The sequence below is a fragment of the Neobacillus sp. SRL179 genome, from assembly GCF_984799095.1.
The window spans coordinates 728278-754349 of the sequence record NZ_OZ481792.1; the positions used below are offsets into that span (position 1 = coordinate 728278).

General features: G+C 37.1%; 26 protein-coding genes. 15 read left to right on the forward strand and 11 right to left on the reverse strand.

The features are described 5' to 3' along the window. The first annotated feature begins 90 nt into the window (after window positions 1-90). Window positions 91-2904 carry a DEAD/DEAH box helicase gene (locus AC4E8C_RS03545; protein ID WP_490210305.1) on the forward strand — a complete coding sequence of 938 codons (2814 nt, stop codon included), beginning with the start codon at window positions 91-93 and terminating at the stop codon, window positions 2902-2904. A 19-nt stretch (window positions 2905-2923) separates the two neighbouring features. On the opposite strand, the gene AC4E8C_RS03550 is transcribed toward AC4E8C_RS03545, so the two are convergent. Further along, window positions 2924-3322 carry a (deoxy)nucleoside triphosphate pyrophosphohydrolase gene (locus tag AC4E8C_RS03550; protein WP_490210307.1) on the reverse strand — a complete coding sequence of 133 codons (399 nt, stop codon included), beginning with the start codon at window positions 3320-3322 and terminating at the stop codon, window positions 2924-2926. Window positions 3323-3570: 248 nt separating this feature from the next. Between AC4E8C_RS03550 and AC4E8C_RS03555 the strand changes: the two genes are divergently transcribed. From AC4E8C_RS03555 to AC4E8C_RS03565, 3 genes are read left to right on the forward strand one after another with little or no spacing between them, the layout of a single operon-like run. Next, window positions 3571-4071 (forward strand): hypothetical protein, encoded by a 501-nt coding sequence (locus AC4E8C_RS03555; RefSeq protein WP_490210309.1) that lies wholly within the window; start codon window positions 3571-3573, stop codon window positions 4069-4071. 4 nt (window positions 4072-4075) lie between these two features. Continuing rightward, a complete protein-coding gene (locus AC4E8C_RS03560; RefSeq protein ID WP_490210311.1) occupies window positions 4076-4411 on the forward strand; it encodes a hypothetical protein in 336 nt (111 codons plus the stop codon). A gap of 49 nt (window positions 4412-4460) precedes the next feature. Continuing rightward, window positions 4461-4829 carry a hypothetical protein gene (locus AC4E8C_RS03565; protein ID WP_490210312.1) on the forward strand — a complete coding sequence of 123 codons (369 nt, stop codon included), beginning with the start codon at window positions 4461-4463 and terminating at the stop codon, window positions 4827-4829. Window positions 4830-4925: 96 nt separating this feature from the next. Here AC4E8C_RS03565 and AC4E8C_RS03570 read toward each other — a convergent pair whose 3' ends face one another. Then, entirely contained in the window at window positions 4926-6338 is a 1413-nt protein-coding gene (locus AC4E8C_RS03570; protein WP_490210313.1) for an amidase family protein, read from the reverse strand. A 202-nt stretch (window positions 6339-6540) separates the two neighbouring features. Between AC4E8C_RS03570 and AC4E8C_RS03575 the strand changes: the two genes are divergently transcribed. Together AC4E8C_RS03575 and AC4E8C_RS03580 are read left to right on the forward strand one after the other, a co-directional pair. Next, entirely contained in the window at window positions 6541-7269 is a 729-nt protein-coding gene (locus tag AC4E8C_RS03575; protein WP_490210315.1) for a response regulator transcription factor, read from the forward strand. A 92-nt stretch (window positions 7270-7361) separates the two neighbouring features. Continuing rightward, window positions 7362-7607 (forward strand): hypothetical protein, encoded by a 246-nt coding sequence (locus AC4E8C_RS03580; RefSeq protein WP_490210317.1) that lies wholly within the window; start codon window positions 7362-7364, stop codon window positions 7605-7607. Between the two features lie 59 nt (window positions 7608-7666). Here the strand turns inward: AC4E8C_RS03580 and AC4E8C_RS03585 are convergent, their stop codons facing one another. After that, a complete protein-coding gene (locus AC4E8C_RS03585) occupies window positions 7667-8107 on the reverse strand; it encodes an Rrf2 family transcriptional regulator (RefSeq protein ID WP_490210319.1) in 441 nt (146 codons plus the stop codon). 196 nt (window positions 8108-8303) lie between these two features. On the opposite strand from AC4E8C_RS03585, the gene AC4E8C_RS03590 reads away from it, so the two are divergent. Further along, the gene (locus tag AC4E8C_RS03590; protein ID WP_490210320.1) at window positions 8304-9173 is read left to right on the forward strand and encodes an SDR family oxidoreductase; all 870 of its coding nucleotides are present in this window, start codon (window positions 8304-8306) and stop codon (window positions 9171-9173) included. Between the two features lie 129 nt (window positions 9174-9302). Here the strand turns inward: AC4E8C_RS03590 and AC4E8C_RS03595 are convergent, their stop codons facing one another. From AC4E8C_RS03595 to AC4E8C_RS03605, 3 genes are all read right to left on the reverse strand, one after another. After that, the gene (locus AC4E8C_RS03595) at window positions 9303-9737 is read right to left on the reverse strand and encodes a GNAT family N-acetyltransferase (protein ID WP_490210322.1); all 435 of its coding nucleotides are present in this window, start codon (window positions 9735-9737) and stop codon (window positions 9303-9305) included. A 116-nt stretch (window positions 9738-9853) separates the two neighbouring features. After that, window positions 9854-10471 carry a hypothetical protein gene (locus AC4E8C_RS03600; RefSeq protein WP_490210324.1) on the reverse strand — a complete coding sequence of 206 codons (618 nt, stop codon included), beginning with the start codon at window positions 10469-10471 and terminating at the stop codon, window positions 9854-9856. Window positions 10472-10882: 411 nt separating this feature from the next. Beyond that, the gene (locus tag AC4E8C_RS03605) at window positions 10883-11860 is read right to left on the reverse strand and encodes an NAD(P)H-quinone oxidoreductase (RefSeq protein WP_490210326.1); all 978 of its coding nucleotides are present in this window, start codon (window positions 11858-11860) and stop codon (window positions 10883-10885) included. Between the two features lie 290 nt (window positions 11861-12150). On the opposite strand from AC4E8C_RS03605, the gene AC4E8C_RS03610 reads away from it, so the two are divergent. From AC4E8C_RS03610 to AC4E8C_RS03620, 3 genes are all read left to right on the forward strand, one after another. Further along, complete coding sequence (locus AC4E8C_RS03610) at window positions 12151-12654, forward strand: GNAT family N-acetyltransferase (protein ID WP_490210328.1); 504 nt, start codon at window positions 12151-12153, stop codon at window positions 12652-12654. 34 nt (window positions 12655-12688) lie between these two features. Beyond that, window positions 12689-13258 carry a nucleotidyltransferase family protein gene (locus AC4E8C_RS03615; protein WP_490210329.1) on the forward strand — a complete coding sequence of 190 codons (570 nt, stop codon included), beginning with the start codon at window positions 12689-12691 and terminating at the stop codon, window positions 13256-13258. A 193-nt stretch (window positions 13259-13451) separates the two neighbouring features. After that, window positions 13452-13661 (forward strand): hypothetical protein, encoded by a 210-nt coding sequence (locus tag AC4E8C_RS03620; RefSeq protein ID WP_490210331.1) that lies wholly within the window; start codon window positions 13452-13454, stop codon window positions 13659-13661. Window positions 13662-13774: 113 nt separating this feature from the next. Here the strand turns inward: AC4E8C_RS03620 and dltD are convergent, their stop codons facing one another. From dltD to AC4E8C_RS03645, 5 genes are read right to left on the reverse strand one after another with little or no spacing between them, the layout of a single operon-like run. Further along, on the reverse strand, window positions 13775-14953 hold the full coding sequence (dltD, locus tag AC4E8C_RS03625) for a D-alanyl-lipoteichoic acid biosynthesis protein DltD (RefSeq protein WP_490210332.1): 1179 nt from the start codon (window positions 14951-14953) through the stop codon (window positions 13775-13777). Beyond that, window positions 14953-15186 (reverse strand): D-alanine--poly(phosphoribitol) ligase subunit DltC, encoded by a 234-nt coding sequence (gene dltC / locus AC4E8C_RS03630; RefSeq protein WP_420491385.1) that lies wholly within the window; start codon window positions 15184-15186, stop codon window positions 14953-14955. Before dltC ends, dltD begins: the two co-directional genes overlap by 1 nt. A 19-nt stretch (window positions 15187-15205) precedes the next feature. Beyond that, a complete protein-coding gene (dltB, locus tag AC4E8C_RS03635; RefSeq protein ID WP_490210334.1) occupies window positions 15206-16354 on the reverse strand; it encodes a D-alanyl-lipoteichoic acid biosynthesis protein DltB in 1149 nt (382 codons plus the stop codon). After that, window positions 16351-17871 carry a D-alanine--poly(phosphoribitol) ligase subunit DltA gene (gene dltA / locus AC4E8C_RS03640; protein ID WP_490210336.1) on the reverse strand — a complete coding sequence of 507 codons (1521 nt, stop codon included), beginning with the start codon at window positions 17869-17871 and terminating at the stop codon, window positions 16351-16353. Before dltA ends, dltB begins: the two co-directional genes overlap by 4 nt. 10 nt (window positions 17872-17881) lie before the next feature. Beyond that, window positions 17882-18034 (reverse strand): teichoic acid D-Ala incorporation-associated protein DltX, encoded by a 153-nt coding sequence (locus AC4E8C_RS03645; RefSeq protein WP_490210337.1) that lies wholly within the window; start codon window positions 18032-18034, stop codon window positions 17882-17884. 302 nt (window positions 18035-18336) lie between these two features. On the opposite strand from AC4E8C_RS03645, the gene AC4E8C_RS03650 reads away from it, so the two are divergent. From AC4E8C_RS03650 to AC4E8C_RS03670, 5 genes are all read left to right on the forward strand, one after another. Then, window positions 18337-19362 (forward strand): LacI family DNA-binding transcriptional regulator, encoded by a 1026-nt coding sequence (locus tag AC4E8C_RS03650; protein ID WP_490210339.1) that lies wholly within the window; start codon window positions 18337-18339, stop codon window positions 19360-19362. 216 nt (window positions 19363-19578) lie between these two features. After that, on the forward strand, window positions 19579-20850 hold the full coding sequence (locus tag AC4E8C_RS03655; RefSeq protein ID WP_490210341.1) for an ABC transporter substrate-binding protein: 1272 nt from the start codon (window positions 19579-19581) through the stop codon (window positions 20848-20850). Window positions 20851-20916: 66 nt separating this feature from the next. Continuing rightward, window positions 20917-21834, forward strand: a complete 918-nt coding sequence (locus AC4E8C_RS03660; protein ID WP_490210342.1) for a carbohydrate ABC transporter permease — start codon at window positions 20917-20919, stop codon at window positions 21832-21834. Beyond that, the gene (locus AC4E8C_RS03665; protein WP_490210344.1) at window positions 21834-22664 is read left to right on the forward strand and encodes a carbohydrate ABC transporter permease; all 831 of its coding nucleotides are present in this window, start codon (window positions 21834-21836) and stop codon (window positions 22662-22664) included. Before AC4E8C_RS03660 ends, AC4E8C_RS03665 begins: the two co-directional genes overlap by 1 nt. 19 nt (window positions 22665-22683) lie before the next feature. Continuing rightward, window positions 22684-25833 carry a glycoside hydrolase family 2 TIM barrel-domain containing protein gene (locus tag AC4E8C_RS03670; RefSeq protein ID WP_490210346.1) on the forward strand — a complete coding sequence of 1050 codons (3150 nt, stop codon included), beginning with the start codon at window positions 22684-22686 and terminating at the stop codon, window positions 25831-25833. Window positions 25834-26072: the final 239 nt, after the last annotated feature.

A 26072-nucleotide genomic window follows, 5' to 3' on the forward strand; every position in this document is an offset into this window, starting at 1 on the left:
TATTTTCCCCTACATATAGTACAATCTTCATATATCCAATAAATAACAGTTCGGTGATAAACAGTAAGGTTATAGTTAGGGGAAAACCAAATGGAAGCAATTGAAAAGAAACTCATCGTGAATTCCGATAAAGGAAATTTATTAAGAGAACTAGTAAAATCAATGAGCCAGTGCGAGCGGTTTTATTTTAGTGTAGCATTTATTAATTTTAGTGGCCTTCAGCTTCTACTTGATCCCTTAAAAGAAGCAGAGAAAAAAGGAATCAAGGGAAAAATTATTACATCTACATACCTCAATTTTACCGATGCAAAGGCACTAGAAAAAATTAAAGAGTTTCATAATGTTGATTTAAAGGTTTTCGTTACTGACAAGGAAATTGGTTTCCATACAAAGGCATACATATTTGAATACAAAGATAGCTACAAAGTAATTATTGGTTCATCCAATATCACGCAAAGTGCCCTTAAAAGCAATATTGAGTGGAATGTTGAGATTGTTACGAAAGAGAATGGTCGCTTTATTCAAGATGTTTTAAAGGAATATGATTATCTTTGGAATATGAGTGAAAATGCCGATGAAGATTTTATTAAAAGATATGAGGATTTCTTAAAAAGTTTCAAGAGTACGCAAGTGACCCACCAATTGATCTATGAAAATAAACAATATATTGTCCCGAATAGAATGCAAAAGCGTGCTACTGAGAACCTAGAGCGACTAAGAAGTTTTGGAGAGAAAAAGGCACTTGTTATTGCTGCAACTGGAACGGGTAAAACGTATATGTCGGCTTTCGATGTTAAGAGCTACAAACCAAAGAAGCTGCTTTTTATTGTACATAGAGAAGAGATTTTGAAAAAGGCTAAGGAAACATTTGAATTATTATTACCTAATGAGGGTCTTACTTTTGGCCTGTTAACAGGTAATCATAAACAAAAAAATGTCGATTATGTTTTTGCTACGATTCAGACCATCTCTAAATGTTTTCAAGAATTTGAAAGAGAAGAATTTGATTACCTGATTATTGATGAAGCCCATCATGCCACTAGCCCAACCTATCAAACTGTATTAAATTATTTTGAACCAAAGTTTACTCTTGGGATGACAGCTACTCCTGAACGTAGTGATGGCTATAATGTATTTGACCTGTTTGATAATAATGTTGCGTTAGAAGTCCGTCTCCATGAGGCTTTGGAAGATGAATTAGTTATTCCTTTTCATTATTTTGGGATTACAGATATTGACGGTGTAGATTTAAGTGACGTCGATATTGATGATGTTGCTGAAATTACTAAGCGCTTGAAGGTCAATGAACGGGTTGATTTTATCATAGAAAAAATGAACTTTTATGGCCATGATGGTGAAAAAAGAAAGGGTCTTGGTTTTTGTGTGAGTATTGAACATGCTCAATATATGGCGAGTGAGTTTAATAAGAGGGGCTATAATAGTATTTGTTTGTATGGTGCAGATTCACCTGAGACACGAGAACGGCATATTAACAGATTAGAGAATGACCAAGATGACTTGGAATTTATTTTTACAGTAGATATTTTTAATGAGGGGGTTGATATTCCCTCGGTTAATACTGTTTTAATGTTACGACCTACAAACTCTCCTATTGTATTTATTCAACAGCTGGGACGGGGCTTGCGAAAGCATGTGAACAAAGAGTTCTTAACAGTCCTTGATTTTATCGGAAATCATAATAAGACGTTCTTGATTGCATTAGCGCTAAATGGGAGTCGCTATTACGACAAGGAAAGTCTAAAAGTGGCTGTTGCAACGGGATTTGCTAATATCCCAGGAGCCACTCATATTCAAATGGATAAAATCTCAGAGGAAAGAATCTTGGCACAGATTGATAAGGAAAACTTTAATTCCATGAAGTATCTGAAGGAAGAGTATTTTGAATTCAAAAAGCTTAATCAGGGTAGGATTCCTTATCTATTGTTGGATTATTTGAAGTATGACGGTGCGCCTGATCCTACAAAATTTATCGATCGGGAAAAAACATATATATCATTTGTAGCAAAAGTGGAGAAGGATGATTATTTAAAAGAGCTTTTACAAAATGAGGGTTTTGAGGGAACGTTGAAAGAATTATCAAGTAAGCTTCCTCTTAAGCGAATATATGAGTTTGTCATCATTAGATATTTATTAAATCATGAAGAAATTGATCTTGAAATAGCTAGGCATGAAATTTTAAAAATGATTAATAATGTTGATGATGATAGTATATTGCATGCCTTTGAATGTCTAAATCAAAACTACTATGATAGTGTACAACAAAAGAATAAACCTAAATTAGTACAGTATAGCGAAGGAAAATTGGTTACATCGCCACTTTTTAAAGAGCTATTAGAAAATGAGGATTACCGGAAGTTTATTGAAGATATCATAACCTATGGGATTTTTCGGTACGAACAAGAATTTAACAGGGAATATTATGGGGTTCCTCATTTTAAACTATATGAGCAATACCAAATGATAGACGCTGCTTTATTGTCTAACTATCGGAAAATCCATAGCTCCTTTAGAGGTTCAGGTTTGCTTGCCAATGGAAATGAGTATTTTCTCTTTATTGACTTGCATAAAGAAGAGGACGTAAAGGAAAGTATCAACTACAAGGATAAATTTATAAGTCCTGATGAATTTCAATGGCAATCTGTAAACAACACTACCCAGCAATCTGAACGAGGAAAGAATATTATTTTTAACAAACAACGGGGAGTAAACCTTCACTTGTTTATTAGAAAGTATAAAGAAATTGATGGAAAGACTGAACCCTATATTTATATAGGAAAAGGTAATTCCGTTTATTTTGAAGGGGATAAGCCCATCACGGTAAGAATGGAATTAGAGAATGAAGTACCTGCAAGTTTATATACAGAGTTTACAAAAAAAGTGTAGTCTTCTCGTATTGAGAAGACTATTTTTCTTGAATTAATTGTTCAACAGCGGGAATATCCGCTGGGGCCCATTTAAGTGACTCGAGATTTTCTCTTTTAAGCCAAGTTAGCTTGGAATGTTCACTTTTGGTAGGATTTCCTTCGATAACTCTACATTTAATTGAGATTAAATTGATAATAAACGTTTCGTATTCATGGGTATTATCATTAAAAACTTCTTTAAATGTCTCGATTTTACAATCCAATTCTTCAGTAATTTCTCTTTCAAGTGCAGAGTAAATGTCTTCATTTTGCTCTACTTTTCCACCCGGAAACTCCCATCTATTTGGAATAGACATTTCTGGTGATCTAAGAGCGCAGAGAATTTCATTCTGGTCATTTTCAATGATTGCTGCGACTACCTTTACGAGCTTTTTCATGATTGCCTCCCACAGTTGATTTACTAGACATTATGATATCACCTTTTAAAAGAAAATGCTCCTTGTCACATTTTGATAGATAAAAATCCGTAATTATAGGTTTTTATGTTTAGGACAAGAAGAAGTAATCCTAAAGAGTGGTGCCTTTTTTTATTTATATTGGAAAAATAACCCTCATGTTTTATCATTAAGATTAGAGCGGTTAAAATTGGAAAAGCATACTTGTCACCTATTAAAGAGAATAGGAATTGATGGTCATCATGGAGAAAAATGTTTTTAAAGCTAGAATGTTAGACTTACTACAACAAGATGTAGTTGGATTGTCATCTGAGGATAAAATTAAGTATTTGAAAAAGTGGATAAGAGATTATCAATTAAAGCAGCAAAGACCACCTATGCCTGATGAAAGAAACGAAACAATGAAAGTGGGGAAGCTAGTCCAACGAGTGATTAAAAAATTTGCTAGGTCAAAAGCACTTTCTGAAGAAAAGGTCCGATTATTACAAGATACAAGGTACTGTAAAGAAACCTTTGATTTAAACTATCCTCTTTTGAAAAAGGTAATCTGGGATATCCCTATATCAGAACAAAAAAAGATTAACGGATATAATCGCTATTGGGCTGAGGCTGAATTAATTAATGGAGAGCGTTACCTAGTCTGTAGTCAATGGTATGACAGAAACAAACCCAAATTTTTAAATTGGTTAGAGGAGTTTACTAGAGAGATTTCTACTGAGAGGCAGGGATAATACTATGGATGCAGCTATTCTTTGGGATAATCTTAGAGCAAAAGCAAGAATTTCAGAATTTGAAATACATACTGTTCCACAAAATAAGAGCATTCCTTTATGGTTTGTTGTGGGTGTCTCGGATAAACATCTTGTAATCAAAAAGGCTAAGTTTCGCACACCTAGTGTAAGAATCTCAATGGATAGAATCATAACCTACAAGGATTTTGAATTTGTTTATCGACATTATGACCGTTGGTTAAAAGGGGATACGAGCAGCCGGCAAGAGGCTGCCAAAAAATCGCAAAATACTGCCTATATATTTGCATTAATAGCAGATGCGTCTAAACAGAGAATTTAGGTGTGTTCATAGAGTAGCTGGCATTTAAAAATGATGGAGGAAGATTGGTATGCTACAGATTCTTGAAAAAGAGATACCTCAGGAAATGCTTGATAAAATTTTAGAAAAGCTGGAACCTGTACCATTCTATTGTAGAAAGATTAGAATAACCCAAAAATTAATTAAAGTAACAATAGAAATTTTAAACAATGCTCCCTCAAAAACTTTACCGCAGAATTGTAGGAATGCGGTAAGAAGTAAAACACCAAATGGGTTGGATTTACGAATTAAAAATAGGATGGAATTTGATACAAGAACGGCGAATATTATTTCAGATATATTAGCAGAGGCTGGTATCGTAAAAGTAATAACAATCATTAACCCAAAAACAGAACGGAGTATTAAAGCTACTCAATTATTAAATGAATGGATTTGGTAATTATTAAATTCCCATATTCACTTTCAAAGATAGGTGCCTGACCCCCGATGCGTTAAAACTTTAACACGCTGGGGTCAAGCACCATGGTTTGTATCTTTACCTAGGGTCTATTGGAGTTGAAATGTTTGCATGAGCTTCAATTATTTCTGCTGCATCAAATAAGGTATCTTCTCGGAATCTCCTACCGATTATCTGAACACCGACTGGAAGCCCGCCTGTCACTGACGTGGGAACGGAGATGGCAGGAACACCAAATACTGCGACTGCCATCATCGGCCACTGTGCTGCTACAACGCGACGCATATTCTCTACACTAACAATATCAGCATCTTGTTCAAATGCCTGCTCAGCAGAGTTTGGCAGTAATAATAATGGATATTCCTCCAAGAACTGCTGAAGTTGAACAATAAGTGCGCCGCGCTTTGCATAACCGCTGAATAAATCTGAAAGCTGTGGTGCTGGCCCCCACCATTGCTCACCCACAGCAAAAAAGTACTTTGCCGACTTTTTAATATCCTCGTCTCCAAACTGTTCAACCAACGGCATGATTTGCCTAAAATCCTCCATACATAACAGATGCCAAAGTTTATAGGCATCTCTGAATAGTGGCAACTCTACCTCCTCCACAATGTAACCGGTATCTGATAAACGTTCAGCAGCTTCATCTAAAGCTTTGTTAACTGCGGGGGTTGGATATGCAACGTCAACATCTCGTATTAATCCTACACGGATGGGATTTGCGAGTGGTTTTCCCGTTAAGGGAGCAGGTACAAAAGTTGGATCGCCAGGATTAAACTTACTCATACTCATTAGGGCTAACCGAAGGTCCCCCACTGTTCTAGCTATAGGCCCCTGAACCCCCATACTTTGAATAGAAAGATTGTAACCGAGACTGGACCAACTTGGTACCCGCCCTACAGTAGGCCGAATAGTTGCTACTCCACAAGCATAAGAAGGATAACGGAGAGAACCTGCTAAATCATTCCCATGTGCAATGGGTATCATGCCAGTAGCTACGGCAGCAGCAGCACCGCCGCTAGAACCTCCAGGTGTCCGGGAGGCATCCCAAGGATTGAGGGTCCTGCCGTGCAGCTCATTATTTGTAAACCATCTAAAAGAGAAAGAAGGTGTATTGCTCCGGGCGACAAAAACCGCTCCAGCCTTTCTTAGGTTTGCAACCTGCGGACTATCTATCTTAACAATGTTATCGTGAAAAGCTGGAAGCCCTTCTGTTGTAGCATGACCGGCTTCATCAGTATTCACTTTGATCGAAAAGGGTACTCCATGTAAAGGGCCGAGGTCTTCCCCTGAAGTTATCGCACGATCTGCTTCATCTGCACTAGCGAGCGCTTCGTCTGGATAGACATCCACAAGTGCGTTTATTTTAGGGTTCACGTTATCTATACGATCTAAGCAACTTAATACTGCCTCACGCGAGGATATCTTCTTTGTTCTAATTGCATCGGCAATTTCTCCGGCTGTCCATTTCCACAGCTCTTCTTTTTTCAATGAAATCTCCTCCATTTTAATAGACTCTCGGCATTTAGGTAATATAAATTATTAGATTGATTATATATCTTAAATATTATTAAAACTATTACCCAAAAGGATAATTATCTAAAGATTTTTTATTTTCTAATTTTATTGATTGACCCAATATATTGTTGTTTATTATACTTTTTTATAAGAAGAAATTAGGCAGGGGAACACTATGAATAAAACAGTTTTAACAAGTTCTGAATATGAAAAAATAATCCATTTTGCTGTGCAAACTGCTGGACCTGTTAAGGATGTACGATTAAATATTCTTCAAGAGTTTTCGAAGATTTTTGGATATGATGAAACCATTTTTTGGTGTGTAGACGATAATAGAAATATTATGGATCCAGTAATTTATCGTCTTAATGATAAAATTTTATTTGATTATCTTGATACGTATCATAATGACGAGATTATGCACTTACAGAAATACTGTGAAATTTTTGTAGAAAAAAAGGTACTTAGAGTAACGGACATTATTACGATAGTCCAATACAAAAACTCGGTATATTATCAATCGTTTATGAAACCACACGGATTTGATGATGTTATGAGTGTTGCTCTTATTTATAAGGGGAGGATCATAGGTATAATTGGAATTGCTCGAAAAGAAGACCAATACAAATTTACAAAAGTTGATTATGAACGTTTAAGATACTTATCAAAGGTAATAGCTTCTGTCCTAGCCCATCAGTTTAATGATGAATTGGATTATTCCATGTTATCAAAGAGAGAAGAAGATGTTGTAAAGCTGCTTAAAGAAGGTAGGACAAACCAATCAATAGCTAGCGAACTAAATGTTTCTATTAATACGGTTAAGAAACATTTACAACATATTTATCAAAAAAATTCAGTTCAAAACCGAACACAATTATTACATAGACTAAAATTCACAAAATAGTAATGTAAGATTTAAGAGTAATTCTGTCATAAACACCATTATTATAAAGCTTATTTTGTTAATTAACATTAATGAAGGGACGGTTGCTTATCTTGAACCATTATCAAGCAATCATTGTAGCCTTAGATGATTTAGGTGGAGAGGGTACGATCAAAGAAGTAAACACCTGGATTCATACTCATTATCCAAATCAATGGAAAGATACAGGAACCTCACTAGCAGATATGGTTCCTAGGTCACTAGGTGGTAATTCTTCATCCAATGTTAGTGAAGAATATCGAGTTCTTGAGAGGGTTGCGCCAGGCTGTTATCGGTTATTTCAAAGAGCGGAAAGTTAAATACATAGAGCAATATAAACCACGTAAAAAGACATTCTCTTTAGTAAGAATGTCTTTTATCATTCATTCACCTGATTCTCTTTTACAACAATATCCTTAACAACATCCTCAATCGTAATATTCGCCAGTACTTTTTCCAATGCTAATTGAGCCGTGGACAATATGGGGCTAATCGTGTCTTGAATATTCCTGCCAACCACACATTTGGGATTCGGATTTTCGTGAACGCTGAACAATTCATTTTCTTGAACTACATCAACCGCCTTGTAGACATCCAGTAGGGTAATATCAGATAACTCCCTTGCAAGCTTTGTCCCCGCTATACCCGGATGTACTTCAACTAAGCCAGCTTTCTTTAGCATTCCAGTAATTTTTCTTATGAGGGCAGGATTGGTATTTACACTTTCAGCTAAATACTCGGATGAGCTTACCCCGTTTTTATTAAATTCAATAAGAGTTAATATATGAATTCCTACAGCAAATCGGCTGCTGATAGACATTATAAAGCACCTTCCTTGCCTTTTTAACGCATAAATTTTTCTAAATGTAATTATAATGATTACAACCTTATTATACTCCAAAGATGGGGGATACTAACAAAAATATTGACAAAAAATAAATTTGTAACTAAAATGATTACAGGTAATAAAAATAGTTACAGGTTGAAATCACTTAAACAAATGGAGGAATTAACCAATGAAAATGTTAGTAACGGGAGCAACGGGGAAATTCGGTACGAAAGTGGTCGACACGTTATTAAAGACTGTACCGGCTAATCAGTTGGCTGTCAGTGTGCGTAATCCAGAAAAAGCGGCAGGATTACAGGAACGTGGAGTAGAGGTAAGACAAGGTGATTTTGATCATCCGGAATCATTAGATACTGCTTTTGCGGGGATTGATCGATTATTAATTGTTTCAGCGGATGGAGACAATGAAACAAGAATCCGTCAACATGCCAATGCGGTAGCTGCAGCAGAACGTGCGGGTGTGAAATTCATTGCCTATACGAGCATTGCCAATGCACACGAAAGTAAAAACCTATTTGCGCCAACCCATCAGGCAACCGAAGCAGCCATCATAAAAACAAGCATTCCATACTCCTTCTTACGTAACAACTGGTACCTAGAGAATGAAATTCCAAGCATTCAAGGTGTCCTAGCAGGAGCCCCTTGGGTGACTTCAGCAGGAAACGGCAAGGTAGGCTGGGCCCTGCAACAAGATTATGCAGAAGCTGCAGCAGTGGTATTATCTGGTACTGGTCATGACAATACCATCTACGAGCTTTCTGGTAAGCCATTGACTCAGGAAGAACTAGTCTCTGCTATTGGCACTATTTTAGGAAAAGAAGTACCTGTCCAACAGGTTGATGATGCTGCTTATGCGGAAATTATGAAAGGAGCAGGCATGCCAGACTTCGTTATTTCGATCCTTGTTGAAATCCAAAGAAGCATTCGAGTTGGCTCATTGGATTTTGAGAGCAATGATTTCGAACAACTTCTTGGTCGTCCAGCTACTCCAATCAGCGAAGGTTTAAAACAGATCATTAGTCAAATCTCGCAGCCCTAAATGAAATGGTAATTTGAAACTGGCCATTTTATAGATCATTTTCCTTTGAGGCACCAGCAGCACCTATAAAAAAGGCAGAGTAATTCGAATTTGAATTCACTCTGCCTTTTTATTAGTTGAAGTGTTTTATTAATCAGTTGTGGGTAACATCTTAACAAAGTACTTGGGGGACTCAGTAAACCCTTGTCGGATATAAAATCGATGTGCATCTATCCTTCTTGAATGGCAATGGACTTCGATTCTATCGCAATTTTTTTGGATGGCTAAAGTAGTACAATACTCTTCCATCTCGCGTCCTATTCCAAGACTTCTAATGTTTTGATCGACCGCAAAATAACTGATCCTTGCAAAATCTCCTTTAACAGCCACTTGGGGTATAAAATGGATGGAAATGAAAGCAATTATCCTGTTATCTTTCTCGTAAACCAATAACTCCTCATTTGGATGAGTAAGAAGAGTTTCTATTTTCTCTTTTATGAAAGTTTCAGTTTCTGGATAGTCCAACTGGTTTAACAATAAAGAAATTTGCTCCCAATCCTCCAAATTTGCTGTTCTAATCCCCAATTATTTCACTCTCCTATACCTATTGAAACCTCATAATCTCTAACCTGCATCAATAGAAAAAATAAGCTTCTCTGATAAAGTAATTTCAATGGATCGTGAATAGTTAGTAAAAACATTTAGTTATCCATTTTTATGACAAATTCAAGACCCGTCGGTTTTGTATTGTATGGAGTTTTACATTCTTTAAAGACAAATTTAATTTTAGAAATATCATCAGGTAAAGGCGGCGATACAATAAAAGTGTAGGATGTATGCCCTCCTGAGCCGCCGCCTCCTTCATTTCGGCAGTCGTAATCAGTCCCTTCTCCGTCATCGATGGAAAGCTCAAACCAGTTATGCTCTGGAAAAACTCCAGGCATTACATCGGAATCATCATTATCCATGTTTAAATGAACAACACTGGCATTTTGGAATTGACGCACAAATGTTACCGAATAAAAAAGATCATCTTTTTCAAACGATTTTAAGATTGGAATATTTTTAAGAAATCCTTCAGGTTCAACAATAGGTCTGTATAGTTCTTCATTAAAAAAATGTCCAAATACGCCATTTAAAAATTCTTCATATAAATTATATTTTTTTGACCAATCAGAAATAAGTATCTTTGTTGGAAAACCTGGATTATTATTTGAAATGTCTTTCCTTTGTTTTATTAAAGCACATAGTTGTTCATCTATGGTTGCAATCCGTTCATCATAGTGTTCAGTTGGTGCTTCAAATGAAATTCGTTTCATACATTCTGCCTCCAAGGTTATTTAATATAGTTTATTTTAACATAAATTGGTAAATGGTGCTGTATGGTCAACTAAACTGTATGGTTAGTTCAACAGAAATTTCTCCTATAAACAGCAATTAAATCAATAACCAAAAGTAAGAGCCCATTCCTATTGTGATGAAGGAATGGGCTATTATATGTTGTTGGTTACTCCTTGAAATTAAGTGACTATTCTTATTCACTCTGCAGGATAATATGGAATGATAGGTTAAAATCTTGAGAAAAAAAAACAAGGCCCGAATGGCCCTGCAAAACCTACACTTGATCGGCCCAGTAACCGGGTTGCTGCTATGAGTTACAAAGTATGTTACAAAAGATGGGTTCGTACCACGGAAGCTGCGACCGACCGCATGAAGGAAATTAATAGCTGTTAATTTACCTTTAAAATAATCTTTCCAATATTTTTGTTGTTCTCCATATGTTCATGTGCTTGTTGGACTTGATCTAAAGGAAAAACATGATCCACAACTGGGCGAAGCTTGTTATTGCGAAAAAGCTCCAAGGTTTTAGAAGAAAATTCAGTTGTGAGTTCTGTCTTGTATTCATCGCTTCTTGGAGTGAGCAGCGTTCCAGTCAGCTGAATCCGTTTTGACATCAAACCCATTAAATTGAACTTTTCTATTTCAGCACCACCCAAAATCCCGATCAACACCCATCGTCCATCTACTTTTATACTGGCAAAGTTTTTACTCCAATAGGAGGCACCAATGAAATCGAGAATTAAATCGACCCCTTGATTATTGGTCGCTTTCAATACTTCCTCGTCAAAATTCTGTTCTTTATAGTTGATACAAACATCTGCACCTAACGACCGGCAAAACTCTAACTTCTCTTTGGAACCAGCTGTGGTAATGACATGCGCATGTCCGAGTTGTTTGGCAAGCTGAATCGCAGCCGTTCCAACTCCGCTGCCGCCAGCATGAATCAACACGGTTTCACCTGCACGTAATTGACCTATCCAAAATAATGTTTGATAAGCAGTCAAAAATACTTCAGGAATCGCAGCAGCCTCTTCAAATGAAAGGTTTTCTGGAATCACCATTGCTCTTTCAGCCGGCATCACGACGTATTCCGCATAGCCGCCGCCATTCACAAGTCCCATAACACGCGTGCCTATGGCTGTATTTGCACCTGCGCCCGCTTCCTCAACAATTCCTGCAACTTCAACACCTAATATGGGATTATTCAAATACCCCGAACGGCTTTCCCTATTAACAATATCAGTTCGATTAACAGCTGCTGCTTTTACTTCGATTAATATTTCTCCGTCCTTTGGTATTGGTTTTTCATGTTCCCCAACTTGTAATTGTTCCGCACCGCCTGGTTGTTTTACAGTAATCGCTTTCATCAATGGTCCTCCTTTTATAAGTACTTCTAGCTATACTTTAACCTTTTTCGGTTTTCATTAAAATAAATAAGATTAATCAAAACAGGTACTTTAACTATATCGCAAGAAAAATTTTATAAGTGGGTTGGATGTTCTACTTGTGCAGCTCAATATTTGGGCGTTTTAAGGTGTAAAGTTTTGAAACGACTAAACGGATGCCCATACGACTTTGTTGTTTTATAATGATAAAGAGATACTTAACAGTATTTGGTGAAGTTCGTGTTAAATTTTCTAAATAGGGGAGATTTACTATGATACTTAGAAAAACAGAGGAAAAAGATCTGAATCATGTCATGGAAATCATTAAGCAGGCGCAGGATTATTTTAAAAAAAGTAATATTGACCAGTGGCAGGATCACTATCCTACGATTCAAACGATTCGAGATGATATGGCCAATGGCGATAGCTACATATTAGTGAAAGATGAAATCATTGTGGCCACTACGGTGATCTCCTTTGATGGAGAAGAAACCTATGAACATATTGATAATGGAAGGTGGCTAAGTCTAGGTGATTTTGCCGTCATCCATCGACTTGCAGTAGACAATACTTACAAAGGTTTGGGGATCTCATCAGAAATTATTAGAAATGCAGAAAGAATGTGTATCGAAAAAGGGGTCCATAGTATTAAAGTGGATACGCATGAGCAGAACCTATCGATGCAGCGCCTTCTTCAAAAAAATGATTTCAGCTATTGCGGCGTTATTTATTTGCAGGATGGCAGCCCAAGAGTAGCTTTTGAGAAGTTGATTTAATGGATAGCGGAAGAGTAGAGGAGGGAAGGAAGAGATGGCCATGTTAAATGAGGAAAATGTCATTTCGCTTATTCACAATGATCAGTGGATGATGGACATATTAAAAGCAGCAAAATCTTTGAATCTGCCAGATTGGTGGGTTTGCGCCGGTTTTGTCCGTTCAAAAATATGGGATACCCTTCACGGGTTTACAAACAGAACATCTATACCTGATATAGATGTGATTTATTTTGACCGTGCAAATTCCGATGAATCTGCTGAAAAGAGACTAGAAGAAAGACTACTTTCCCAACTGCCAAACATTCCTTGGTCCGTAAAGAACGAAGCTAGAATGCATATTAGAAATAATTTGGCCCCGTATTCCTCTTCCATTGATGCCATTTCAAAGTTTCCCGAAACGGCAACCGCTTTAGGAGTGAAATTAAGTGATAAAGATGAGATCATTCTAACTGCTCCCTGTGGAATTAGTGATGTGGTTAATCTAATAGTAAAACCCACACCATTTTTTACGGAAACGGAAGAGCGTTTAAAAATTTATGAAGAACGAATCGCCAAAAAGAATTGGAATCTGATTTGGACAAATGTAAAAGTTATGCATTTTTAAATATTCAATCTTAAGTAAAAATAATGCCTGGTACCATGCAAAAGTCCACTCCACTTTTGCGTGGTGCCAGGCACTTTTAATAATTTATGAGCATATCTTCTATAAGGTAAACTGTTAGTGAATTCAACAAAAAATACGACCTTTTTAGAATTTAGCTAAACTCTTGAACGTATCTTAATAAGAGGTGATTAAAATGGATCAACATCTACAACAAACTTTTGATTTCCGCTTTTTGAAAATTGGTCAAATGGTCAATGGTGGAGTTTTGCAAATTGGCTCGGGAGGTGCTAAATCTCCACGCGTCGCTCCTGTTGGTTATACTACAGTAGGATCATCATTAGTTGGTATATCAGGTCCAACTCAATTTGCTGTCCCATTACAAGCAGCAGTACGGCAGAAATAATAAGATTTAACAATTTACTAATGTATGGCTTCCAGCAGGAAGTCATTTTTCATTATTAAGCCTTAAACGAAAAAGAAGTCTGTCTCTTAATAGCGACAAACTTCTTTTTCATACTACTTTAGCTTTTCGAATTGCAGAATACCTTTGTCAACAGCTACCCATCCTTTATAGCCTAGATGGATGGTATCCTTAAAGAAATATTTATCATATTCATGATTGGATAAATCTAATACAGGAAAACCGTTCTTTTCAACCTGTTTTTTTACCTTCACATAGTAATCCGTGCGTCCTTTGGCCGGAAAACCAGTGTAATCGGACCAGTAACCATTCACAGGAACGGAAACAAATAAGGGTTTTGCACCGGCTTCTTTTAGTACATCAAGAACCAGCTGCAGATCTTGATATTGTTTCGATGTTGCATAACTGGCCCCCTTTTTGTACCCATGAAGTTTGTCCAATTTAGGTTGTAACATCGTCTTATAATACAAATCATTCACAAAGAATGGATTGTCTGCCGCTTTTTTTGCAGCCAAATGACTGGCCTCGTCTTCAAGCTCAGCCCATGATTTATTTTGTGTGAGGGCTGGTTTGGGATGAAGCTTTTTCAAATGAACATCGAGTAAAGAAAGAATTAAATCCCTTCGTTCTAATACATGTAAAAAGCCATAAGCAAAGGGCTTAATGACCATAGCTTTAGTTTGATGCCATTTATCATGATATAAATTAGCCTCCAAAAGCGAAGAAAGCAGCCAATCACTTTTGACAACATTATAGGCTAAAAGACGTTTTGAACCTTCTATTACTAATGAGTGATTCACCTTTGGATTTAACGCAAATCGGTACCCTTGTAAAACAGAAAAGTTGGGTGCAAAGTGGGATTCATCCGAGCCTTCCGGTACAAACCATTGTGGTGATAAGACAAAGACGATTCTTTTGCCCTTCAACTGATCTGCATGTGCTGAAAAGTCTAAAAAGTGAAGAAGCGCCTCCGTTCCCCCTCTTCCGACTAAAAACGGCGTGAAGCCCTGTGGATTCACGTGAAAATAGTTGGACGGGTGGAAGGGGTCTAATCGAGCCAATTCCGAAGAACCATAAACAGGCAAATAAGCCGGATCTTCTAACATCTTTTGTTGAACCAAATATCCTTGAAACATATTGGGGTCTAATCCTACAGATTCTCGCTCCACCAACTTATCATTAATCAAGGGCAGTAACCATTGCGCTGGAAACACCAACAGAATGGAGAATAAGATGACTGCCACCATCAAGGGTTTAAAGGAGGAGCGGTTCATTACCGATTCTCCAATTGACCAATAATTGCATTCGGAGTATTCCATTCTTCTCTGTCAAAATCAGAAATCCCCACTGTAATTTCTAAACGTTCTTCAATTTCCACAAGCAAGGAAACCGTTCCGAACGAGTCCAATAGACCTTCCTTAAATAAATCAATATTTAAATTTTCTCGTACAATATCTGTATCACAAATCTCTTCTAAAATATCTAATACTGTCTCTTTAACTGACATGATCTTTCCTCCTAATATATTAAAATAATCGACCTGAAAAGATTAAAAACCCAAAGCAAATAAAGTGGAAGGTGATGACAATTGCGATTGCATGTGTCCATTTATTCTTTTTCCAAAAAGAATATTTTTTATTTTTTCGTTCAAACCAATCAAAACTAATGATTAATAGAGCATGATATAATCCATACACAATATAGTGAAGTTCCAAGCCGTGCCACACACCCATTAATAAAAAGAGCAGCAGATAACCAAGATAGGAAATGGTGAAACGGTTTTTGATCCACTTTTTCTTTTGCATCATGAAGGCAAATCGCATGTACACATAATCCCGGAACCAAAATGAAAGTGACATGTGCCAACGGTTCCAAAAGTCTTTAATATTTCTGCTAATAAAAGGAAGATTAAAGTTTTCTGGCGTTTTAACTCCCATAATATAGCTGAAACCGATGGCAAAATTGCTATATCCAGCAAAGTCAAAAAATAAATATAAACTGTACAGATACATATAACAAATATCGGATAGCGGCGTATGACTTTGGATAAAAAGGGTTGAAATTAATTTACTATTAATAAGAAACCCGATAATAAATTTATATAAAAAGCCTAAAAATATCTTATTAATTCCCTTATAAAGAAGCTCATGATACTCTTCTTTGGAAGGAACATTATCTATATCCTTTTTAAAGCGTTTATAACGGTCAATTGGACCAGAGGATATAGTAGGAAAAAACAATAAAAAAGAAAGCTGTTCTTTTATGGTTAAAGACTTTAACGAGCCATCTCGAATATCAATGACCATTTGGACATTTTTAAAGGTTAAATAAGAAATTCCTAAAAATCCAAACCAGTTATTCAATTCGAAGGCAGGCAGGATCTTTATGAACAATAAAGGGATGATGGATAGAAAAATAGCTAGATAAAAGACAAGTGACGAATTTCGCTTTGATCGATACCGTAAATAAACAGAAACAAGGATGGTCTCCCAAATGATATAGGCCATAAGGGAATATGCCTGGCGAAGGTCAGCTCCAAATGCTAGAAAGAGAACGACAACCGTAACAAAAGCATTATACCAGCCTAACCTCTTTTGCCTGTATCCTGCTGCTACGACCGGGATAAGCAAAATGACCACAATCATAAAATAAAGTAAAGTGGCATAGGGCGTCATGCAGTAACCTCATGTAATACTCGTTTGCGGTCAACCTTGCCGTTATTCGTCATCGGAAGAGATTGGCGATAAACAAACTTTCTCGGTATCATGTATTGCGGTAAAAGAGCACGCAATTCTTTTTTTAATTGACTGGTCAGTTGAAATTCCTTTTCAAATTCGTGTGGGGCTGGGACGATTACCGCTGTTAAAAATTCGCACTTTCCGTCTTTGTAATTAGGCACAATCATGACGCTTTGCACTAAAGGCAGGGAAGACAGCTGCGCCTCAATCTCTTCCAGCTCCATTCGGTATCCATTCACTTTCACTTGGAAATCAATTCTGCCTGCGTAAAATAACAATCCATCTTTTTTATAGCCAAGGTCTCCTGTTTTATAAGCAGGCAGCCCATTGAAGACGAAAAATGATTTGCGAGTCAAATCTGGCTGGTTCAAATACCCTTTGCTCACATGTGGGCCGGCTATGATGATCTGACCTTTTTCCCCGTCGGGCTGCTCATCAAGTGTTTCTGAGAGAATATACACTTCGCCATCTTCTTTCGAAATTCCAATCGGCAATGATTCGTACTTTTCGATCAAAGAATCATCCACTTTGATATAGGTTGCTGCTACTGTGCATTCAGTAGGACCATACGTATTGAAAATAGCGGCTTTTGGGAACCTTTTTCTCAATTTCAAAGCTGTAGCATTTGGTAAAGCTTCTCCGCAAAATAAAAATGTGGTTAATTCAGGGAGCAGAGCTGCTGAAAACTGTTCATCTGATAGGCAGTAGTCCACAAAGGATGGTGTAGATGTCCACACATTCGCGGAGGATTTTTCTAGCGATAAAAATAATTCTTTTGGCGCTGCCACATACTCTTTTGGCAGCATCCAAAGGGTTCCTCCTAAGAATAAGCAAGGGTACAGATCCATCACTGACAAATCAAACGAAAAAGGTGCTTGGTTTAAAAAGACTTGATGGTTGGCTAAACCGAAGTCATTTGTCATCCAGTGAGTAAAACTCATTAAATTGTTATAAGAAATTTGGACACCTTTTGGACTGCCTGTGCTCCCAGATGTATAAATGATATAAAAGTTTTCATCATGGAGAACATATGTCTCGGAAGATACGGTTTTTCCTTGATTCCTTACAAGTGCATCCCGTAAACGTTCCCCATTCAAACGATAGGAAAGATGTTCGACTCCTGCTTGAGGCAGCTCAATAGGAGATAGCATCATTTTTGATCCAGAGTCTTCTATAATTTTTGCTATTCTTTCATCTGGAATAGAGGTATCCACCGGAATATACGGATGACCTGCTTTAACACATGCTATAAAACAAACAAGCATCAATGGTTCCATGTGACCATAGACCACAATCGGAGTAGAATCATCCAGCATAAGGTTTTGTAGAAAGTAAGCTAAAGACTCGGACAGATCATAAAGCTGCTTATAAGTAAGGCTCTCATTTCTATATGAAAAAACAGTCTTTTCAGGATACACTTCCGACCATTTTTGTAGTTGTGAATAAAGATCCATGATGTCACCTCTAAAATTCGTTATAAATAAACGTACCGGAATTTTTAAATCCATAAATGGTTAATAAGCCTAGCAGAATTAGAAAATAAAATAGTAATCTCATCATCCACTTTGTGCTTGGATGACAAAAAAATGATTTTACATGATGAAAAAGTGAATTCATAAATGCCTCCTAACTGGAAAGTAAAGCACTAGCTGATTTTACTATGAATTTCTGTCTAAATTAGGATTTTAATCGAAATTTAATCTTGGGTTTACGGATTGGTGGATATATTAGATATAAGAGTTTTGAAAAGTTTTAAGATATGGTATAAACAAATAATAAGATACAATTTATTCCCGTTTAAAAAGTTAACCAATAATTGTATTGAATAGAAAGTGAAGGAAGAATTTACTTATAATTAGATAATGGAAAAAATGCACAGTACAATATAAAATGGGAGTGTTTTTAAAGGGGGAATGTTTATGGTTACAAGACATGATGTGGCGCTAAAAGCAGGAGTTTCACCATCAACTGTATCGCGCGTCATTAATAATAGAGGCTATGTTGCAGTGGAGGCAAGGAAAAGAGTGGAAGCAGCCATTGCTGAACTGAATTATATACCTAACCGCGCAGCACAGAATTTACGGACAAAGTCTTACAAACAAATTGCTTGTATCTCGCCATCTATTAGCAACTCCTTTTTTTCAGAAATGTTTATGGGAATAGAGGAAATGGCCTTAGAGAGTGGCTATACTTTATCTTTATATAATATTACGAAGAAAAATCGGGATTATTTAAAGCAAGTTTTAGAGGGCCCTTACGATGGAATGATTTTGCTTGCCTCTCATGAATTAATCATGATTAAGGATATTCTCGAAACTACGAAAAAGATGCCAATGTCTGTCTATTGGGATCGAATTAATATAAACATCCCACGTAAAGCAGAGATTCCTCATGTATATGTTGATTTAAAGAAAGTAATGAAGCAATCTGTAGAATATTTGATAAAAAATGGACATTCGGAAATTCTCTTTTTAGGCCATTATTATAATAAAGATAGAAGAAGTAATCCTAGGTACATGGGGTATGAAATGGCCATGGAGGAACATCACTTACGAATTAAGGATTATTATAAAATATTCATCGAAATGTATGAAGACAAATTGACCACCGGATATGAAGCTATAAAGATGTTATTGGACAAAGGACAATATTTTACTGCTGTAGCGGCTTCTAATGATTTGTTAGCAGCTGGGGCAATAAGAGCGATTATTGAAAGTGGAAAAAAGGTCCCAGAAGATATTTCAGTAATTGGCGTTGATAACATTGAATTAGCTAAAATAGTGACCCCAACGTTGACTACGATGAATATTCCAAAGAGAGAAATCGGAAGAATGTTAGTACAACAACTACTGGATCAAATTCACAATGAAAATAGTATTGAGAAAAGTATTGAAGCAGAAGTTATGTTGAAGGAAAGAGAATCTGTACGAAATATAAAACTTTAAAAATAGCAATTGACAACGGTTACAAAATAATTTATCGTAAAAGCATAGCAGGAAGAGATATCTAGTTGAATAAATTGATAAGAGATTTGTTTAAAGGATATTTTACTAAATAATGTGGTTTCGTGACCATATTATTTTTTCTGCAATGTGGTCACGTAACCACATTATTTTTTCAAATTAGTGGTCACGTGACCACAAAAAGGGGAGTGGGAAAAAATGAAAAAGTTGTCATTGCTATTATCTTTGCTGCTCATCACATCTGTTTTCTTGGCAGCATGTGGAAGCGGGAAAGAAGAAAAGGCTAGTACTACGGATGGAAAGACTACGATTACGGTTGCATCTTGGAATGCTGCTGCAGATGCTTTAACTGAACAAATCGAGGGATTTAATAAAAAGTACCCGGATATAAAAGTTGAAATCCTGCGTACGGATACCGGATATTCAAAAATTACCCCAGCATTGGCAGCAGGAACAGGAGCTCCAGATGTTATTCAAACTCAAGGAAGGGACTTCCCAGCATTCCTGAAAAAGTTTCCTGACCAGTTTGTTGATATTACAGCCAAAACAGAAAAATATAAAGATGATTTTCTTGCGTCCTCATGGAAAAGCGTCACAAAAGACAATAAAGTATATGCCATGCCATGGGATATAGGTCCAACTGCTTTATATTATAGAAAAGATTTATTTGAAAAAGCGGGCATTGATGTTGAATCGATTAAAACTTGGGATGATTATATTGAAGCTGGTAAGAAATTAAAAGAAGCGATCCCTGGCACAGCGATGACCCTATATACCGATGATTTTAATCTATATGAAATCTTTTTAAATCAATTGGGTGGTTCTTATGTGAAAGACGGAAAAATTAATGTCATTTCACCGGAATCAGAAAAAGCACTTTTACTTCAAAGGAAAATGAAGGATGAGGGAATTGCCATTAATGTTCACGATGGCAATGGACGGATTCCAGCGTTAACGAACGATAAAGCTGCCAGTGTTATTTTACCAGTATGGTATGCGGGTACGTTAAGCCATTCTGTCGAAAAACAAGCAGGCAAATGGGGAATCGTTCCGATCCCAGCTTTTGAAGAGGGTGGGAATACACAAGCCAATTTAGGCGGCTCCATATTGGCTGTGTCAAAGCAGTCCAAAAATGCGGATGCCGCATTCAAATTTATTGAATATGTTTTAACTACAGATGAAGGCCAAAAGATTATGTTAAAATACGGACTTTTCCCTTCTTATACACCTTTCTATAAAAATGAAGCATTTAATACAAAAGATGAGTATTTTGGTATGGAATTATACCCATTCTTTGCGAAACAAACCACAACTATAAAAGATATGGAATATGGTCCCATTATGTTAGACGCAACGAAACCGCTTAAAGATATGATTGATGGTGTGTTAGCAGGAAATGATGCAGATAAAATGATGAAAACAGCTGCAGAATCTATTTCAAAATCAACCAAGCTTAAAGTAAATCATTAGAAAAAATGGTCAGTGGGGGATGAAAACCCCCACTGATTGAAGTTTCATTTTATAGGAGGTGCCAAAATGAGAGAAACAGCTATTGGAAAAATGACAGAACCTTCTGCTGCAAGAAAGAAGCGATGGAATCGTAAAAAAATGACTCCCTACCTATTTTTATCTCCCTTTTTCATCGTGTTTGCTATTTTCATGGTCTATCCCATTTTCGAGTCATTGTATTTATCCTTTACCTCTGCACAAGGAAACCATGCAGAATGGGTTGGTTTTGAAAACTTTAAAAATATCCTAACGGACGGGCTCTTTTGGAAATCGCTCTATAATGTTTTTATTATTTTAATTGTTCAAGTGCCGATCATGCTCATGATAGGGACATTGTTAGCGGTCCTATTAAACTCGAAATTTATTAAGGGAAAGGCAATCTTTCGCTTATTTATCTTTTTGCCAGTTTTAATTGATTTAGTTACTTATTCAATTGTATTTACCCTTATTTTTAATGAGCAATATGGAATGATGAATTACCTCTTAGGACTCATTCATATTGAGCCGATTCATTGGTTTAGTGACCCGTTCTGGTCAAAAGTGTTAATCATTATTGCTGTGACATGGAGATGGACCGGTTATAATACAATCATTTTGCTTGCAGGCATCACTTCTATTGATGATTCGTTGTATGAATCAGCTGAAGTGGATGGAGCCAGCAAATTTACCCAATTCTTTAAGATTACTGTTCCAATGTTAAAACCCATCCTTCTGTTTTGTGCCATTCTTTCAACGATTGGTACGATTCAATTATTTACTGAGCCTTCTTTATTAACGGCAGGAGGACCAAACAATGCAACCAATACTCCTGTAATGTACCTTTATCAGTTTGGATTTCAAAGCTTTCAATTTGGTTATGCATCAGCAGCAGCCTATGTCATCACCATTATCGTTGCTATTATAAGCTTCTTTCAAATTAAAGTTTCAAAAGGAGGAGAGATTTAATGAAACGATCATCCTTCTTATCAAAAACAGCAGGATATCTATTTTTAATTATGGTCAGTATCGCATCTGTGTATCCGTTTTATTGGATGTTTGTAGGTTCTACCCTGTCAGATGGCGATATTTTTCAAAGTCCTCCGAAGTTATTACCAAGCGGGGAGTTCCTTACTAATTTAACTGGACTAGCAGCATCAGCCCCTATTTGGAAGGCGCTGGGAAATAGTTTGCTAATATCGATCATTTTTACAATTGCAACATTATATTTGTGCGCTATTGCCGGATATGCGTTCGCTAAATATGAGTTTAAAGGGAAAAAGATTATGTTCCTTATCGTACTAGTAACAATGATGCTGCCACATCAGGTTACATTAATTCCTTTATTCAAAATGATTATCGGGTTAGGCTGGCAAGATCAGCCTCAGGCTGTTATTTTTCCAGCGCTGGCCAATGCATTCGGAGTCTTTTTTATGAGGCAAAATATGATGAGTATTCCGACTGAAATGATTGAAGCAGCTAGAATTGACGGTTCAAGTGAAATTTCTATTTTCCACAGAATTATTTTGCCAACATCATTACCGCCATTAGCAGCATTAGGAATATTGAGTTTTATCCAGCAATGGGGCAATTATTTGTGGCCGCTTATCATTTTACAGAATCGAGAAAGTACAACACTACCAGTTCTATTATCCCAATTAGTGGCGCCTGGCCAGGTCGTGTACTATGGCCAAGTCTTAGCGGGAACAGTTGTCAGTATAATTCCAGTATTAATCTTATTCCTATTTTTGCAAAAGTACTTTATCGCAGGAATATATGGCGGTTCTGTTAAAGGTTAGTAACGAGGGGAGAATGAAAATGGAATTACAAAATGATTGGGAAAACCTAGAAGTCTTACATAAGAATCGACTTAAACCTAGGTCCTACTTTTTTAGCTATAAAAGCAAAAAAACAGCCATTACGTATGAACGGGGAGATTCACGGGGCTTCTTATTGCTTAATGGAAAGTGGAAATTTGATTACGCGAACTCACCAATGGAATCACCGAGTGATTTTTACAAGGAGGATTACTCCACTGATAATTGGGCAAATATCAGTGTTCCATCTCATTGGCAATTAAAAGGATACGGGAATCCGCATTATACAAATGTCCAGTATCCTTTTCCAGTAGATCCCCCTTATATTCCATCGGAGAATCCAACGGGTGCATACAGCAGAACATTTTATTTAACAAAGGAAGCATTAAAAGATGAGTTACATTTAATGTTTGAGGGTGTCGATAGCTCCTTCCATGTCTGGGTTAATGGATATTTCGTTGGGTATAGTCAGGGCAGCCGTCTCCCTTCAGAGTTTGACATCACAAATGTGGCAAAAGAAGGGGAAAATAAAATTTCTGTACGCGTATACCAATGGACCGAATCTTCTTATATTGAAGATCAGGATATGTGGTGGCTAAGCGGAATATTTCGGGATGTCTATATCATTTCAAAGCCAACTATTCATATCCGAGATCTGTTTTTGACTGGCACTTTAGAAAATGACTATCAAGATGGACGGCTAGATTTTGAGATTGCCTTAGCAGGGGAGTATAAAGATCATAAGGTGAAAGTGGAAATAGAAGAGAAGGGCACTGTTATTGCTTTGCACGAACAAAATATAGAGAGCGAAATGGTGACAGGATATATCCACTTGGACCATGTGCAGCCGTGGAATGCTGAAATACCTAACTTATATGATGTGCTGGTTACTTTAGTAAATCCATCTGGGGAAGTAGTTGAAGTCATTCCACAAAAGTGCGGATTTAGAACGGTTGAGAATAAAGGCGGCCAGTTACTAGTGAATGGTGTCCCAGTTATGTTTAAGGGTGTTAATCGACATGATGCCCATCCTGATTATGGAAGGGCTGTCCCTTTACGTTCCATGATTGAGGATCTAGTTTTAATGAAACAGCATAACATTAATGCCGTCCGAACAGCACATTATCCAAATGACCCGAGGTTTTATAATCTTTGTGATCAATTTGGTTTTTACGTAATCGATGAAGCAGATCTTGAGTGTCATGGAATGACCAAAATTGGGCAGCCTCATTTATTAAGTAATGATTCAGCGTGGAAAAATGCCTATTTAGATAGAATGGAAAGAATGGTAGAACGAGATAAGAACCACCCTTCTATTATTATGTGGTCATTGGGGAATGAGTCAGGATTTGGACAAAATCATATTGCCATGTATGAGTGGACTAAAAGAAGGGATTCTTCCAGACTGGTTCACTATGAAGGGGAGACAAGGGAAATTCTTTTGGAGGATAACTTTGTCCCAACGAAGGATCCAATCGCATCAGATGTACATACCTCAATGTACACTTCCATTGAAAGAATGAAAGTAATTGGCGGTTTAACGTACTTGGGGAAACCTCATATTTTATGTGAGTATGGACACGCAATGGGTAACGGTCCAGGAGGTTTCAAAGAATATTGGGAGACCTTTTATGCCTATGATCGATTACAGGGTGGTTTTGTCTGGGAATGGGCTGATCACGGGTTACGCCAATATACTGAAGAAGGTAAGGAATACTTTGCATACGGCGGTGATTTTGGCGAGACACCTCATGATGGAAACTTTGTTATCGATGGATTGGTTCGGCCAAATCGTGAGCCGTCCCCAGCACTAGCTGAATTAAAAAAAGTGATAGAACCTGTAATCACATCCCAGTTTAATATGAAAGATAAAACAATCCAGATACAAAATAAATATGATTTTTCTAATTTATCACGGTTGCAATGTGAGTGGTTTATTGAAGCTGACGGGCAAATCCTTGAAGGTGGAATAGTCGATGTTCCAGACATTCCTGCAAACACGGCCAAAGTGGTTGACTTACCGATTCATCTGCCAAATGTGGTGCAGGAAAATACAGATTATTGGTTAAATCTCGTCTGGAAGACGAAAGAAAAGACATTATGGGCTGATTCAGGTCATACGGTTGCGTGGTCACAGCATGAGCTCCCCATCTCCCGTTTTGTTCAGATTGAACAGCAAAATTCTGGTCAATTATCGATTTTAGATCTAACTTCAAAGACAAAAATAACTGGACCTAATTTTGAATTGACCTTTAATAAACAAAATGGACGAATGGAAGATTTTAATTATGATGGTCAGCTCATGATGCCAAAAGGACCAAGATTGCATTTCTGGAGAGCACCAATCGATAATGATTTATTGGGGTCAGAGGAGTTTAACGCAAGCTCTGTTACAAAACGTTGGAAGGAATTTGGTGTCCATGCCATTCAACATCGAATAATCTGCTCGGATGTAACTATTAGTGAAGACCGCCAGTCCGTTGTCATTGAGTGTGAAGCCAAACTGGCACCACCTGTTCTTGCATGGGGATTCCATGTAACCTATCTCTACACCATCTATGCGAATGGAAAAATTGCAGTAGAGATCAAGGGTGTGAAATCGGGTGAGGGACCTCAGTATCTGCCGCGGATTGGTGTTGAGATGGTGGTAGAAGGTTCCTGCGATAACGTGCAGTGGTATGGTTTGGGACCAAATGAAGCTTATGTTGATAGCAGGCAGGCGGCAAGGATGAGTGTTTGGACATCAACCGTTGATGGCTTATATACGCCATATGTGTTCCCGCAAGAAAACGGTAACCGCCATCAAACAAAATGGGCGAGTTTTACACAAGAGAATGGAAAAGGGCTGTTCATCAATGGTTCCTCGTTTGATTTCACTGCAAGCTATTATACGGTTGAACAATTGGAGGCAGCCAAACATACATGTGACCTAATTAAACAGCCGTATATCACATTGCATGTTGATAAACAGCAATATGGGCTGGGCTCGGCAAGCTGTGGTCAGGAAGTCCAGGAAAAGTATCGCTTGGAGAATGAAAATTTTGATCTTGCATTTTCGATTCTGCCATATGATGAAAATGCCCATTCCCCTATTGCTTTAAGTAAAAAGTTTCATAGCTATCAAGAGAAGAAGGAATTGCAGAAACAGTGATATGAATTGTTGCGACAACTATCCGAAGTTCTTTTTTTTAGGCTCATTTCTAAAAGTTTGTTGCTTTTTTAGATTCGCTGATAAAATTGAAAATTCGCCGATATAATAATTAAATTCGCTGATAAAATGGTAGATTCGCTGATAAATCTCAAAGAACCGCTGATAAAATCAGATTAACTTGCTAATCGGTTGTAATTTTACATCTTGTTAATGATATGAACGTGTTTACAGCCTTTCTT

What these genes read in the sequence shown, in the direction of transcription:
- AC4E8C_RS03545 (WP_490210305.1), top strand. Translation starts at nt 91, where the DNA reads ATGGAAGCAATTGAAAAGAAACTCATCGTGAATTCCGATAAAGGAAAT.
- AC4E8C_RS03550 (WP_490210307.1), bottom strand. Translation starts at nt 3,322, where the DNA reads ATGAAAAAGCTCGTAAAGGTAGTCGCAGCAATCATTGAAAATGACCAG.
- AC4E8C_RS03560 (WP_490210311.1), top strand. Translation starts at nt 4,076, where the DNA reads ATGGATGCAGCTATTCTTTGGGATAATCTTAGAGCAAAAGCAAGAATT.
- AC4E8C_RS03565 (WP_490210312.1), top strand. Translation starts at nt 4,461, where the DNA reads ATGCTACAGATTCTTGAAAAAGAGATACCTCAGGAAATGCTTGATAAA.
- AC4E8C_RS03575 (WP_490210315.1), top strand. Translation starts at nt 6,541, where the DNA reads ATGAATAAAACAGTTTTAACAAGTTCTGAATATGAAAAAATAATCCAT.
- AC4E8C_RS03585 (WP_490210319.1), bottom strand. Translation starts at nt 8,107, where the DNA reads ATGTCTATCAGCAGCCGATTTGCTGTAGGAATTCATATATTAACTCTT.
- AC4E8C_RS03590 (WP_490210320.1), top strand. Translation starts at nt 8,304, where the DNA reads ATGAAAATGTTAGTAACGGGAGCAACGGGGAAATTCGGTACGAAAGTG.
- AC4E8C_RS03600 (WP_490210324.1), bottom strand. Translation starts at nt 10,471, where the DNA reads ATGAAACGAATTTCATTTGAAGCACCAACTGAACACTATGATGAACGG.
- AC4E8C_RS03605 (WP_490210326.1), bottom strand. Translation starts at nt 11,860, where the DNA reads ATGAAAGCGATTACTGTAAAACAACCAGGCGGTGCGGAACAATTACAA.
- AC4E8C_RS03610 (WP_490210328.1), top strand. Translation starts at nt 12,151, where the DNA reads ATGATACTTAGAAAAACAGAGGAAAAAGATCTGAATCATGTCATGGAA.
- AC4E8C_RS03615 (WP_490210329.1), top strand. Translation starts at nt 12,689, where the DNA reads ATGGCCATGTTAAATGAGGAAAATGTCATTTCGCTTATTCACAATGAT.
- AC4E8C_RS03620 (WP_490210331.1), top strand. Translation starts at nt 13,452, where the DNA reads ATGGATCAACATCTACAACAAACTTTTGATTTCCGCTTTTTGAAAATT.
- dltD (WP_490210332.1), bottom strand. Translation starts at nt 14,953, where the DNA reads ATGAACCGCTCCTCCTTTAAACCCTTGATGGTGGCAGTCATCTTATTC.
- dltC (WP_420491385.1), bottom strand. Translation starts at nt 15,186, where the DNA reads ATGTCAGTTAAAGAGACAGTATTAGATATTTTAGAAGAGATTTGTGAT.
- dltB (WP_490210334.1), bottom strand. Translation starts at nt 16,354, where the DNA reads ATGACGCCCTATGCCACTTTACTTTATTTTATGATTGTGGTCATTTTG.
- dltA (WP_490210336.1), bottom strand. Translation starts at nt 17,871, where the DNA reads ATGGATCTTTATTCACAACTACAAAAATGGTCGGAAGTGTATCCTGAA.
- AC4E8C_RS03645 (WP_490210337.1), bottom strand. Translation starts at nt 18,034, where the DNA reads ATGAATTCACTTTTTCATCATGTAAAATCATTTTTTTGTCATCCAAGC.
- AC4E8C_RS03650 (WP_490210339.1), top strand. Translation starts at nt 18,337, where the DNA reads ATGGTTACAAGACATGATGTGGCGCTAAAAGCAGGAGTTTCACCATCA.
- AC4E8C_RS03655 (WP_490210341.1), top strand. Translation starts at nt 19,579, where the DNA reads ATGAAAAAGTTGTCATTGCTATTATCTTTGCTGCTCATCACATCTGTT.
- AC4E8C_RS03660 (WP_490210342.1), top strand. Translation starts at nt 20,917, where the DNA reads ATGAGAGAAACAGCTATTGGAAAAATGACAGAACCTTCTGCTGCAAGA.
- AC4E8C_RS03665 (WP_490210344.1), top strand. Translation starts at nt 21,834, where the DNA reads ATGAAACGATCATCCTTCTTATCAAAAACAGCAGGATATCTATTTTTA.
- AC4E8C_RS03670 (WP_490210346.1), top strand. Translation starts at nt 22,684, where the DNA reads ATGGAATTACAAAATGATTGGGAAAACCTAGAAGTCTTACATAAGAAT.